The organism is Streptomyces sp. NPDC043854, from assembly GCF_056436005.1.
The window spans coordinates 1-12,087 of sequence record NZ_JBWKDK010000058.1 but is presented as its reverse complement, the minus strand read 5'-3'; the positions used below and the strand labels follow the sequence as shown (position 1 = coordinate 12,087).

The window sequence follows — 12,087 nt, the reverse complement described above, 5'->3', positions numbered from 1 at the left end:
GTGTCGTCGGGCCGGGCGGCAGGGTCATTCGACGACTTCGACCCCGTCCGGCTTGGGGAACGGCATCATGTCCCAGCCCATGGGCCATCCCTGCCGGTGCTCTTCTCCTGCCTCGACCTCGAGAATCTGCGGAATGCGCCGCTCCCACCACTGGTGCGGGTCTTCGTCCCGGTCCGGCCAGGGGATCGTGGCCGTACGGAAGCGGGCGTCCAGTTCGTCGAGTTCGGGTCGGCGGAGGGCCTGCACCCGTGGCGGCAGCAGCCGCCAGACCCTGGCCAGCGCGGTCCGGCAGGAGAGGTCGTTGTCGAGCTCCGGTGCGCACCACCCGTAGCCCTCTTCCACTTCCTCCACGAGGTCCTTCCACGCCTCGAAGAGCGCGTTGAGCGTCCACGGGTGTCCGTCGATCCGACGCCCGGCGCCGGTGGAGACGGCTGCATGCACGGCCGCGTACTCCTCGGCGGTCAAGGGCGTTTCGTCGGTAGGGGCAGGCGTTCGGCGGCTCATGCGCCGACTATTGCAGCGCCCGGGCCCGCCCGGCTACGCGGCTTTCGTCGGGTCCATGGCGCGGGTGCAGGGGCCGCAGTTGCCGCCGCGGGTGGGGGCGCGGTAGGCCTTGCCGCAGGATTCGCAGCATTGGAGCGGGTGGATCTGCCGGTCCGGGGCCGTCGGGCCGATCGCCGGGCCGGCCGGGATCGGGGGCGGGATCAGCTCGCGGAGGCGGTGCGCCAGCAGCCCGTACGGGGAGTGGATCGGGGTCAGGGGGAGGCTGCGGGCCAGGGTGGCGCTGACCGCGCTCGGGGTCAGGCCGCGTTCCAGCCAGGCGGCCACGGCCGTGGCCAGCCGGGTCACGTCCCGCTGCGACAGCACCAGCCGCGGGTCCCGCAGCCGCAGCCGGGCCAGCAGTGAGCGCGCCTCCGCGTCCGCCTCGGGGGTCGGGGCGGTCTCCGGCTCCGGGAGCGGCGATGGTTCCTCCGGCTGCGGGGCGGGGGGTTCCTCGGCCGCGGGTGCGGGGTGGCTGCCGCCGTCGTCGTCCGGTTCGGGGGGCTCCGGGGGCGGCTCGTCGCCGCCCCTCCTCGCCTCCGCCCTCAGCGCCGGGGGGTTGTTGTACGAGACCGTGTACGTCACGACCCGGCCCGACGGCAGCCGCTCCTGGTAGCGGCCCAGGTAGCCGTGCTCCTCCAGCTCGCGCAGGGCCGTGGCGATCCGTACCTCGCCCTCGGGGAAGCGCGCGGCCAGGGCCTTGATGGTCACCGGGGCGCCGGGCGGCAACGACTGGATGTGCGTGGCCAGCCCGATCGCGGTGAGGCTCAACTCGCCGTGCTGGGCGAGGTGGTTGCCGATCACCACGAACCGGGTGCGGTGGGCGCGGTTGATGTGTCGGATACCCGACAGGGCGCGCGCGGGCGCGCTAAGCTGCTGGTCAGCCATGAGGAAGGGGTGTTACTTCCTGTGTGGTCAGGCCCTCGCGGCGGGATGGCAGTCCCATGCGAGGGCCGATTGCGTTTGTGGGGGTCTTGCGTCTGAGGCCGACTCTGCACCGCGGATCGGCAATTGTGCCAGCCGAGTTGGCGTAATTCACCCAACCGGGTGAGAGGGGGAGGGGGGAGGTTGGGAGAGGTCATTTCCCCCCGGTGTTTATCTCTAGGCGTCGAGCGTTACCGGGGAGTGGTCCACCGGGTCGTGGAAACCTCGATCCGGTGAAAGCGGACCGGTCAGGTCCAATTCCGCCCACACCGTTTTCAGGGGTACGGGCCCGTGATCCGTACCCCAGCGATCGGCCAGCCTCGACACCACGACGAGCCCTCGCCCGGATTCGGCCTCGGTGTCCGGGAGTTGGGCCGCTGCGGGGGGCGCCGCCTCGGCGCGGGTGTCCGACACCTCGATACGGAGCGTAGGCCCGGGATTGATGTACAGGCGCAGGCGGAAGCTCCGCCCCAAGACCCGCCCGTGCGTGACGGCGTTCGCGGCGAGCTCGGCGACGACCTGTGCCGCCTCGATGAACGGAAGTCGATGTTCCGTGAGTTGGTGCACCGCGAGGGCGCGGGCCGCGCGAGCGCCGCGCGGGGTTGCGGGGAGGGTGGCGTCGAGGGAGATTTCCTGATTCACGTGACTCAGCGTGGCGATTCGTGCGTAACCTGAACAGAGCCGAGGGCGCTGTGTACAGCGGTTGTCCAGGGCTGTCCCCTGCTGTCCTCCCGGTCAAAATCGGAGGTGGAAGTGAACGCAGACGGTGCCGACGAATCGAGCTGGGAACTCGATCCAGAGGACGAATCCGGGGCGGTAATCGCCACGGTGGGGCGCCAGTTGAAAATGTGGCGAGAGGCGGCAGGTCTTGATGCTGCACAGTTCGGCAAGCGGATGGGTTACGGCCCGAACCTGATCTACAAGATCGAGCGCGGCACCCGCATTCCCCGCCCCGAGTTTCTGGACAAGGCGGATGAGGTGCTGGAGGCAGGTGGGAAAATCGCGGCGATGAAGGTCGACGTCGAAAGGGCCCGCTACCCCAAGAAGGTCCGCGATCTGGCCAAGTTGGAGTCCCAGGCCGTTGAGATCGGTGCGTACGACAACGTCGTGGTGCCGGGCCTGCTGCAGACCGCGGAGTACGCACGCACCCTCTACGGGCTGCGCCGACCGGCGTACTCCGCGGATGAGATTGAACGCCTTGTGGCTGCAAGGCTGGCACGCCAGGACGTCATTCGCCAGAACTCGGCGCCGCTCCTGACAGTCGTCCAGGAAGAGGCGGTACTTCGCAGGCCAGTCGGCGGCAAGATGGTGCTGCGCGGCCAGTTGGAACACCTGTTGGAAGTCGGCAGGCTACGGAACGTGGAGATCCAGGTGATGCCAACCGTAGTGGAAGAGCACTCCGGACTTGCTTCGTCATTCAAGGTCATGCGTCTCACGGACGGAACGACGGTCGGACACAGCGAAGTTCAACTGTCCAGCCGGCTGATCACCGAACCGAAAGAGGTCCAGGTCCTGGACATGCGCTATGGCATGATCCGAGCGCAGGCCCTGACGCCTCGCGAGTCGCTGACGTTCATCGAGAAGGTACTGGGGGAGACATGAGCATCCGGCTGTCGGCTGAGGGCCTTGCCACTCTGACGTGGGTCAAGAGCAGCTACAGCACCGCGGACGGCCCCGACTGTGTCGAAGTCGCCTGGACCAAGAGCAGCTACAGCGCCAGCAACAGCAACGAATGCGTCGAGGTCGCCCAACTGCCCGGCACGATTCTCGTCCGCGACTCCAAGGTTCCCGACGGCGCCCGCCTGGCGCTGAGTCCCACCGCCTGGGCCGGATTCGTGGCCGTCGCCGGTGCCTAGAGCGCGGCTCCGCAAGCGGAAGGTAAGCGCGGCCGCTAGACGGTGCTCCGGCTTCGGCGGCCGCGTCCGGCGGTCTGGGACACCGTCGTCGAGGCTGCGGTCTGGCCCGGCCTGGAGGTCTACTGGCCGGCCCAGCGGGTGCACTTTCACCGGCACCCTCACGGAGGCACTGGCCGGCATCGGGCCCCGCACCCCCGCACCCCCGTATGACCGCCGGCCGACCCGCTCGTCAGCCGCGGTTGTCGCTCCGGCACGGGGCGTTTTTCCAGCTCAGTCCGTTTGTGAGATCGCAAGGACGGGGGTCATCGAAGAGCGGCGCGTTCATCGACGTGGCGAGTCGGTGTGCCCAGGAAGAGGTCGGTCGGTGCCGGGCCGTTGGCGATGCTCAGTGTGTCGAGGCGGTAGGTCCAGTCGCCACTGCATGTGTCTGCGAAGCGATAGTTGACCTGCCAGCGGAGCCATTCGCCGCGGGCGAGGCGGACTGCTGGGGGGCGTCGCCACCTGCGTGGCATGCCGAACGGTGTGACAGTCAGCTGGACCCGGAGCAGGCCGTCGGCTTCGTGCAGGAGCACCCCGGTGGCCGAGCCGGAGTCGGGTGGGCCCTCGTGTGTCTCGAAGTGAGGCCGGAAGCCGTCGGCTTCGTACATGAGCACGTTGTGCACGAAGGACGGTGCCACGGGCGGCAGGGGAAAGGCTGTGGGCGCCTTGTTCCTGTGTGAGGATGCGAGCCCGCCGCGGGACCACTTGGTCCACGACGTGCGGACCCACTGCACCACGGTTTCCATGTGCTGATCTTCCGACACGACTGTGACCTGCCGCTACTGCGTTTGCCCGCAGTGTTCGATGCGTCCGTGCAGGTCAGGGTGACGGTCGTCGAAGACGTGGGTGAGAGGGGATCGGGCCCGGTTGGCAACGGCCGGTTGTATCAGCACGTGTACCCGTGGGGGACCTGAAGCAGCGCCACGAAGACCCACACCATCACCGCTGTGCCGGCCGACCCGCCGAGCAGTGCGACCCTGAGGCTCCGCCGCCCGGCGTATCCCACGACCACCCCCCACCACACCACCGCGACCAGCGTGAGCAGCGACCCGTAGAGGACGAGGGCGAGGCTGTTGGCGGCCCCGTTCACGCCGACGTCACAGGCACGCCAAGCGGAGGCCAGCAGCACCGATCCGAGCACCCCCGTGGCGACCCCCGCCGACGGCGCCACCGCGCAACCCCACCTGATCTGCGGCACGCTCTTGACCTCCCGCTGCGCCTGCTCCATGTGATCCGCCTCCTCCTCGACCCCTTGCCGGAGCCGGGCCTCCGTCAGGCCGTCGCCGTGCTCGTCAGATGTCGTATGCAGACCTGTCGGTTCCTGCCCGACTGCTCGCAGAAGAAGTCGGGATCCTCTCCGCCCACACTCTGATCGAAGCGCCCTGGCCGGCCTCGTGTCCCGGATGCCGGGATAACCGCTGGCCGGGTCCGGCGGGCGCTGTTTGGATGCGGGGCATGAGCAAAGAACTGCCCGACGGCTACGAGATTTCCACCGACCCGGCCCGGCTCGACGTCGGCCTGATCCACCGCTGGCTCTCCGAGGACGCGTACTGGGCCCTCGGCCGCAGCCGCCAGAAGCAGGAGGAGGCCATCGCGGGCTCCGTGAACTTCGGCGTCTACGACCAGGCCTCCGGGGCCCAGCTCGCCTACGCCCGCGTCGTCACCGACCGGGCCACCTTCGCCTGGCTGTGCGACGTCTACGTCGACCCCGGCGCCCGCGGCAAGGGGCTCGGCGGGGCGCTCGTCGAGGCGGTCAAGGAGCACCTGGAGCCGTACGGGCTGCGCCGGATCCTCCTCGCCACCGCCGACGCGCACGGCGTCTACGCCCGGTCCGGCTTCACCCCGCTCGACACGCCGCAGAAGTGGATGGCGCTGGGGGAGCAGTAGGCACGCCCGGGACGGCATGTAGTCTGAACGCGTTCAGAAAGATCAAGGGGGAGCGCGTGCGGACCGACCGACCCGCATCACGGGGACGCAAGCAACGAGTACGGGCGGCGGCGGGGGTGCTGGCCGTACTGCTTGCGGCACCCCTGCTCGCAGGATGCGGCCACAGCAGGCAGGAGGTGCTGGACGCCCTGCACCTGGAGCTGCCCGATTGCGACATGGTCGAGCACAGCTACCGGGACCACCAGGAGTTCTGGCCGCCGGACGGCGTGGAGATCAGCTTCACCACCCCGAAGGACTGCCTGGACGACTACCTGCGCGCGCAGGGGGTCGATCTCGGGGCGCGGCCGTGGGCTCAATGGCCGAAGGCCGGCCGCTGGCGCAGCGGAAACAAGTGGCATGAGGCGACCGAGCCGCCCTTCCAGGAGTCCACGATGAAGCACTTCGCCCTGCGGCTGGACGCCTCCAGGGTCTACCCGATCCACCGCTTCACGACCTCGTACGGATCCGAGTTCATGGTCCTGCTCGACGACCAGGGCGACGGCACGACCACCGCCTACCTGATTACCGGCTCCCCCGGCCCCCACGTGCTGTGAGGGCGGCGCGGGTCGGTCAGTGCAGGTCGGCCTGGAAGACGTGGCGGTGGTCGGCCGGGCAGGTGAAGATCCGCAGGTCGCCGTGGCGGCCGACCACCACGCCCGTCTCGGAGTCGCTGGCCGCCGTGAACAGGAGCGTCATGGCCGTGCCGCAGTCGGCGCAGGCGAACGCCATGGGGTGGTTCAGGTGCCAGGTCGGCCAGCCGCCCAGCTTCCAGCCGGCGAGGCGGGTGATGACGTCACTGCCCTCCGGGCCGGTCGCTTCGACCAGCTTCGTGAGCGGCGGGCGGAGCTCCTCGGGCAACTCCTCGCGGTAGGGGAAGTCGGTTAGCGGCTCGGTGGTGAGGGTGCAGGCCCGGGGCAGGTAGCCGTCCTCGTCGTACCGCGTCGGCGCCGGCGGGGCCGCGAGCGGGCTCGTCACGTCGGTGGTGCGCCGCCACCGCAGCTCGACGGCGGGGGCGATGTCGGCCTGGTGGGCCGGCGGGTCCCAGTGCTCGTTGGGGCACCACAGGATCTGGAGGAGGTCCGTTCCGTCGGGCCACCAGGGGCCGGGGGCGTCGCGCCGGAAGATCTGGGCGACCGGCACCATGGCCGTGGCGGGCTCGCCGCCGGGACCGGTCTCGTCGGGGCCGCCGGTTTCGTCGGGCAGGGAGCAGACGGGCCACGGCTCGTCGGCCGGCCACAGCAGTGGGCCGCCGATGGAGCTGTCCCCGTGGTCGGGCTCCCCGCGCTCGGGGTGGAGCCGCACCGCCTCCCGCGCGTACGGGGCCAGCTCGGGCAGCGCGGCGGGTATCGCCTCGGCCGAGGGTGCGGGGGTGGGCGTCATCGTGCCTTCCGGGCAGCCGGGTGGAGGGGCGGGCTCAGCCCCGCGGGGTCGGGGTGCGGAACCGGTTCAGCAGAGCGGCTGTCGCCGGATGCGGGCCCGTGTGCACGGGGTGGCGGGGCAGGCGGTGCGGCATGTCGCCGTACCACGTGCGGGACGCCGCGTACCCGAAGGCGAGGCACAGCATGCCGCCGACCGCGTCCAGCCAGAAGTGGTTCGCGGTGGCCACGATGACGACGAGCGTGGCCGCCGGGTAGAGCAGGCCCAGGATCCGCGCCCACGGAGCCGCCGCCACCGCGTAGATCGTCAGCCCGCACCACAGCGACCAGCCGATGTGCATGGACGGCATGGCGGCGTACTGGTTCGACATGTTCTTGAGGTTGCCCGAGGCCATCGATCCCCAGGTGTGGTGGACCAGCACCGTGTCGATGAAGTTCTCGCTCTCCATCAGCCGCGGCGGCGCGAGCGGATAGAAGTAGTAGCCGACCAGCGCCACGCCCGTGGTGGCGAAGAGGACGAAGCGGGCGGCGGCGTACCGCCCCGGATGCCAGCGGTAGATCCAGGCGAGCACGCCGAGGGTCACCACGAAGTGGAGCGTGGCGTAGTAGTAGTTCATGCCGACGATCAGCCACGTCACCGAGTTCACGGTGTGGTTGACGGTCTTCTCCACGGCGATGCCGAGGGTGTGCTCGATGTGCCACAGCCAGTCGGCGTTCGCCAGGGCGATCGACTTCTGCTCGGGCACGGCGTTGCGGATGAGCGAGTACGTCCAGTAGCTGACCGCGATGAGCAGGATCTCGAACCAGATCCGGGGCCGGCGCGGGGCCCGCAGGCGGGTGAGCAGGGTGTGCTGGTGATCCGGACGGGCCTCGTCGTCGACCACGGCGGGTGACGAGGCGTCCGCCCTGGTTTCCAGTGTCTTCACGCTCGCTTCACCCATGGGACGAGAGTCTGCCAGATGCCTCCTCGCCTTCGATCATCCCTCGGGGCTGTCTCGCCTGCAGCAGCTCAGCCCTGGGTATGACACGCCCCGGCCGTGGCCCCGGAGGGGTCCGCCGGGGCCACGGCTACGAAGGCCCCCGGTGCCGTTCGGGGCCGGACGCGGTGGACCCGCGGACCACCAGCTCGGGCAGGAAGACGAACTCGCTGTGCGGGGCCGGCGTACCGCCGATCTCCTCCAGCAGCGTGCGTACGGCGGCCTGGCCCATGGCCTGCACGGGCTGCCGGATCGTGGTGAGCGGCGGGTCGGTGAACGCTATGAGCGGCGAGTCGTCGAAGCCGACCACCGAGACGTCCTGCGGCACGCGCCGCCCCTGCTGCCGGGCGGCCCGGATCGCGCCGAGCGCCATCATGTCGCTGGCGCACACGATCGCCGTGCAGCCGCGCGCTATCAGCGCGGTGGCGGCGGCCTGCCCGCCCTCCAGCGTGTAGAGGGAGTGCTGGATGAGCTCCTCGACGGCGGCCTCGTCCAGGCCGAGCCGCTCCCTCATGCCCAGCCGGAAGCCCTCGATCTTGCGCAGGACCGGGACGAACCGCTTCGGGCCGACCGCCAGCCCGATCCGGGTGTGGCCGAGCGCGGTCAGGTGGGTCACCGCGAGCTGCATCGCCGCCCGGTCGTCGGGGGAGACGAACGGGGCCTGCACCTTGTCGGAGAAGCCGTTGATGAGGACGAAGGGGACCCCCTTCGCCCGCAGTTGCTCGTAGCGGCCCATGTCGGCGGTCGTGTCGGCGTGCAGGCCGGAGACGAAGATGATCCCGGAGACCCCGCGGTCCACGAGCATCTCGGTCAGCTCGTCCTCCGTGGACCCGCCCGGGGTCTGCGTGGCCAGCACCGGCGTGTAGCCCTGGCGGGTCAGCGCCTGGCCGATGACCTGGGCGAGCGCCGGGAAGATGGGATTGTCCAGCTCGGGGGTGATCAGCCCGACCAGGCCCGCGCTGCGCTGGCGCAGCTTCACCGGGCGTTCGTAGCCGAGCACGTCGAGCGCGGCCAGCACCGATTCGCGGGTGCCTGCGGCCACACCGGGCTTGCCGTTGAGCACGCGGCTGACTGTGGCTTCGCTGACCCCCGCCTGGGCTGCGATGTCGGCAAGCCGTGCGGTCACGGGATTGGACTGTACCGGTCGCACGCTACAAAACCCACCAGGTGCACGAATCCGGGGGAAGGCGGACGGTCCGCCCGTCCGTCTCGACGGGCGCGCTGGAGAGCACGGGACGGCCCGGCGAGGGCAGTTCGAGCGGCCCGGACCGGCTGTTGAGGGTGCAGGCGAAACCGGGCCGGGTGAACAGCAGCACCCCCTCGGGGGCCGGCTGCCAGGTCAGCGGGCCCGCGTCCGGGGAGCCGAGGCCGGGCAGGGCCCGGCGCAGCTCCAGGGCGGCCCGGTACAGCTCCAGGGTGGAGTGCGGATCGCCGGTCTGCGCGGTGACGGTCAGCGCGCCCCAGCTGCGCGGCTGCGGCAGCCAGCACCTGCCGGACGGGCCGAAGCCGTACGGCGGCTCCTTCCCGGACCAGGGCAGCGGGATGCGGCAGCCGTCGCGCAGCCCGTCCTGCCCGGCAGTGCGGCGGAAGGCGGGATCCCGGCGGACCTCGTCGGGCAGGTCGGTCACCTCCGGCAGGCCGAGCTCCTCGCCCTGGTAGAGGTACGCCGACCCGGGCAGCGCCAGCATCAGCAGGGCGGCGGCCCGCGCCCGGGCCAGGCCGCGCAGGCCGCCGCCGTAGCGGGTGACATGGCGTACGACGTCGTGGTTGGACAGCACCCAGGTGGTCGGGGCGCCGACCGCGGTGGTCGCGGCGAGCGACTCCTCGATCACCGTGCGCATCGCGGCCGCGTCCCAGGGGCAGTTCAGGAACCGGAAGTTGAACGCCTGGTGCAGCTCGTCGGGCCGGACGTACAGGGCGAGCCGCTCGGAGGTCGGCGCCCAGGCCTCGGCGACGCCGATGCGCGGGCCCTCGTACGAGTCGAGGAGGCGGCGCCAGGAGCGGTGGATCTCGTGGACGCCGTCCTGGTCGAAGAAGGGGAGCGGCTCGGTGCCGATCAGGGTGGCCTGGGCGCCGCGGCCGATGTCGGGCAGGCCGGGCGCCTTGACCATGCCGTGGGCGACGTCGACGCGGAAGCCGTCCACGCCGAGGTCGAGCCAGAAGCGCAGGACGGAGGCGAACTCCTCCGCGACCTCGGGATGCTCCCAGTTCAGGTCGGGCTGCTGGGGGGCGAACAGGTGCAGGTACCAGTCGCCGTCCGGGGTGCGGGTCCAGGCGGGGCCGCCGAAGACGGACTCCCAGTCGTTCGGCGGCTCCGAGCCGTCCGCGCCGCGGCCGGGGCGGAAGTGGTAGCGGGCCCGGGCCGGGGCGCCCGGGCCGGCGGAGAGGGCCTCGCGGAACCAGGGGTGCAGGTCGGAAGTGTGGTTGGGGACGACGTCGACGATGACCCGCAGGCCCAGGGCGTGGGCGGCGCGGACCAGGTCGTCGGCGTCGGACAGGTCGCCGAAGAGGGGGTCGACGGCCCGGTAGTCGGCGACGTCGTAGCCGCCGTCGGCCTGCGGGGAGACGTAGAACGGCGTCAGCCACACGGCGTCGACGCCGAGCCGGGCCAGGTGCGGCAGGCGGGAGCACACCCCGCGCAGGTCGCCGTTGCCGTCTCCGTCGCTGTCCGCGAAGGAGCGGACGTACACCTGGTAGATGACGGCATCGCGCCACCAGCCGACGCTTTCCGTGGCCGGTTCCGTGGCCGGTTCCACGGCCGTTTCTGCAGCCTTGCTGGAAGCGCTTGCAAGCCCGGGGGCGGTCAGCTCATGGGTCATATCGGTGTCAACGCGGCCACACCGCCCCTGGTTGCGGGCTGCTTGCAGGCCTGATGACCCGAAGGAAGTTCGAACGGCCAGCAAGCAGCGGCAACCTTCAGGACACGCGGTTGTAACGATCAGCTCCGCTTGCAGAAAATTGCCGCAAGCTCTTTCGGACGGCTTTCAGGCTTGTTACGTTCCCTGCAACTCGGGACCGCGAGGGAGCGGCCGGGATCATCGAAGGAGTTCATATGCGGCGTGGCATAGCGGCCACCGCGCTGGTCGCGACCCTGGCGCTCGCGGCGACGGCTTGCGGCGGTGACACCAAGGACGACAGCGGTACCCAGGCCGGCGGGGAGCTCTCCGGCACGGTCACGTGGTGGGACACCTCGAACGATGCCGAGAAGGCCAGCATCCAGAAGATCGCCGAGGCGTTCACCGCGAAGCACCCGAAGGTGACCGTCAAGTACGTCAACGTCCCGTACGGCGACGCGCAGAACAAGGTCAAGAACGCCTTCAGCAGCGGCTCCGAGGCCCCCGACGTGATCCGCGCCGACGTCGGCTGGGTCGCCGACTTCGCCTCGCTCGGCTACCTGGACCAGGTCCCGGCCGACACCGTGAAGAAGGTCGACGCCGAGTTCCTGCCGCAGGCCGCGGCCAGCGGCAAGTACGAGGGCAAGACCTACGCCGTCCCGCAGGTCATCGACACCCTCGGCCTCTTCTACAACAAGAAGATGCTCGCCGACGCCGGCGTCCAGCCCCCCAAGTCCCTGGAGGAGCTGAAGACCGCCGCCGCCGCGATCAAGGCGAAGACCGGCAAGTCCGGCCTGTACCTCCGCGGCGACGACTCCTACTGGTTCCTTCCCCTCATCTACGGCGAGGGCGGCGACCTCGTCGACGCGAAGAACAAGGCGGTCACGGTCGACAGCGAGGCCGGTGTCAAGGCGTTCAAGGCCGCCCGCGACCTGGTCGCCTCCGGTGCAGCCGTCACCAACTCCACCGACGGCTACCAGAACATGCAGACCGCCTTCAAGACCGGCCAGGTCGCCATGATGATCAACGGCCCCTGGGCGATCAAGGACACCTACGCCGGCGAGCAGTTCACGGACAAGGCCAACCTGGGCATCGCCCCGGTCCCGGCCGGCTCGGTCAAGGCGGGCGGCCCGCAGGGCGGCCACGACCTCGCCGTCTACGCCGGGTCGAAGAACCGCGCCGCCGCGCACGCCTTCGTCGAGTACATGACCTCGCAGGAGGTCCAGGTCCAGACCGCGAAGGAGCTCAGCCTGCTCCCGACCCGGACCGCCGCCTACGAGCAGGCCGACGTCAAGTCCAACGAGATGGTCCAGTTCTTCAAGCCGGCCGTGGACAAGGCCGTCGAGCGCGCCTGGATCCCGGAGAACGGCTCCCTCTTCGAGCCGCTGAAGGTCGAATACACCAAGGCCGTCACCGGGGCCTCGACCCCCGAGGACGCCGCCAAGGCCGCCGGCGCCGAGTTCCGCAAGATCCTCAAGGGCTGGAAGTAACAACGACCATGGCTGCTGACACCAGCCAGTCGGTGGCAACGGCCGCGGGGGGGGGGGGGGGGGGGGGGGGGGGTGGGCGGGGGGGGGGGGGGGGGGGGGGGGGGGGGGGGGGGGGGGGGGTAGAA

Annotated in this window: 14 protein-coding genes; 5 read left to right on the top strand and 9 right to left on the bottom strand. The window is 70.6% G+C overall.

All coding sequences use genetic code 11. The annotated features are described in order from the left end of the window. Positions 1–24: 24 nt before the first annotated feature. The 3 genes from AC068A_RS32215 to AC068A_RS32205 form a co-directional block, all read right to left on the bottom strand. Positions 25–465, bottom strand: a complete 441-nt coding sequence (locus AC068A_RS32215) for a hypothetical protein (RefSeq protein WP_478589811.1) — start codon at positions 463–465, stop codon at positions 25–27. Positions 466–537: 72 nt separating this feature from the next. Then, complete coding sequence (locus AC068A_RS32210; RefSeq protein ID WP_478589810.1) at positions 538–1,428, bottom strand: helix-turn-helix domain-containing protein; 891 nt, start codon at positions 1,426–1,428, stop codon at positions 538–540. A 213-nt stretch (positions 1,429–1,641) separates the two neighbouring features. Next, complete coding sequence (locus tag AC068A_RS32205) at positions 1,642–2,106, bottom strand: ATP-binding protein (RefSeq protein WP_478589809.1); 465 nt, start codon at positions 2,104–2,106, stop codon at positions 1,642–1,644. A gap of 111 nt (positions 2,107–2,217) precedes the next feature. Between AC068A_RS32205 and AC068A_RS32200 the strand changes: the two genes are divergently transcribed. Both AC068A_RS32200 and AC068A_RS32195 read left to right on the top strand, forming a co-directional pair. Then, complete coding sequence (locus AC068A_RS32200; RefSeq protein ID WP_478589826.1) at positions 2,218–3,066, top strand: helix-turn-helix domain-containing protein; 849 nt, start codon at positions 2,218–2,220, stop codon at positions 3,064–3,066. Next, complete coding sequence (locus AC068A_RS32195; protein WP_478589808.1) at positions 3,063–3,320, top strand: DUF397 domain-containing protein; 258 nt, start codon at positions 3,063–3,065, stop codon at positions 3,318–3,320. The genes AC068A_RS32200 and AC068A_RS32195 overlap by 4 nt, the downstream gene beginning before the upstream one ends. A 302-nt stretch (positions 3,321–3,622) precedes the next feature. Here AC068A_RS32195 and AC068A_RS32190 read toward each other — a convergent pair whose 3' ends face one another. Together AC068A_RS32190 and AC068A_RS32185 are read right to left on the bottom strand one after the other, a co-directional pair. Next, positions 3,623–4,105 carry a hypothetical protein gene (locus tag AC068A_RS32190; protein ID WP_478589807.1) on the bottom strand — a complete coding sequence of 161 codons (483 nt, stop codon included), beginning with the start codon at positions 4,103–4,105 and terminating at the stop codon, positions 3,623–3,625. A 140-nt stretch (positions 4,106–4,245) separates the two neighbouring features. Next, on the bottom strand, positions 4,246–4,587 hold the full coding sequence (locus tag AC068A_RS32185; protein ID WP_478589806.1) for a hypothetical protein: 342 nt from the start codon (positions 4,585–4,587) through the stop codon (positions 4,246–4,248). A gap of 227 nt (positions 4,588–4,814) precedes the next feature. Here AC068A_RS32185 and AC068A_RS32180 point away from each other — a divergent pair, with 227 nt between their 5' ends. Further along, the gene (locus tag AC068A_RS32180) at positions 4,815–5,246 is read left to right on the top strand and encodes a GNAT family N-acetyltransferase (RefSeq protein ID WP_478589805.1); all 432 of its coding nucleotides are present in this window, start codon (positions 4,815–4,817) and stop codon (positions 5,244–5,246) included. Positions 5,247–5,302: 56 nt separating this feature from the next. After that, positions 5,303–5,839 carry a hypothetical protein gene (locus tag AC068A_RS32175; protein ID WP_478589804.1) on the top strand — a complete coding sequence of 179 codons (537 nt, stop codon included), beginning with the start codon at positions 5,303–5,305 and terminating at the stop codon, positions 5,837–5,839. A gap of 16 nt (positions 5,840–5,855) precedes the next feature. Here the strand turns inward: AC068A_RS32175 and AC068A_RS32170 are convergent, their stop codons facing one another. The 4 genes from AC068A_RS32170 to AC068A_RS32155 all read right to left on the bottom strand — a co-directional run bounded on the left by AC068A_RS32170 (position 5,856) and on the right by AC068A_RS32155 (position 10,457). Further along, positions 5,856–6,665 carry a YwqG family protein gene (locus tag AC068A_RS32170; RefSeq protein WP_478589803.1) on the bottom strand — a complete coding sequence of 270 codons (810 nt, stop codon included), beginning with the start codon at positions 6,663–6,665 and terminating at the stop codon, positions 5,856–5,858. A gap of 34 nt (positions 6,666–6,699) precedes the next feature. After that, the gene (locus AC068A_RS32165) at positions 6,700–7,602 is read right to left on the bottom strand and encodes a phosphatase PAP2 family protein (protein ID WP_478589802.1); all 903 of its coding nucleotides are present in this window, start codon (positions 7,600–7,602) and stop codon (positions 6,700–6,702) included. Positions 7,603–7,729: 127 nt separating this feature from the next. Beyond that, on the bottom strand, positions 7,730–8,764 hold the full coding sequence (locus AC068A_RS32160) for a LacI family DNA-binding transcriptional regulator (RefSeq protein ID WP_478589801.1): 1,035 nt from the start codon (positions 8,762–8,764) through the stop codon (positions 7,730–7,732). Positions 8,765–8,789: 25 nt separating this feature from the next. Beyond that, positions 8,790–10,457 (bottom strand): glycoside hydrolase family 13 protein, encoded by a 1,668-nt coding sequence (locus AC068A_RS32155; protein ID WP_478589800.1) that lies wholly within the window; start codon positions 10,455–10,457, stop codon positions 8,790–8,792. Positions 10,458–10,690: 233 nt separating this feature from the next. On the opposite strand from AC068A_RS32155, the gene AC068A_RS32150 reads away from it, so the two are divergent. Further along, positions 10,691–11,962 (top strand): extracellular solute-binding protein, encoded by a 1,272-nt coding sequence (locus tag AC068A_RS32150; RefSeq protein ID WP_478589799.1) that lies wholly within the window; start codon positions 10,691–10,693, stop codon positions 11,960–11,962. Positions 11,963–12,087: the final 125 nt, after the last annotated feature.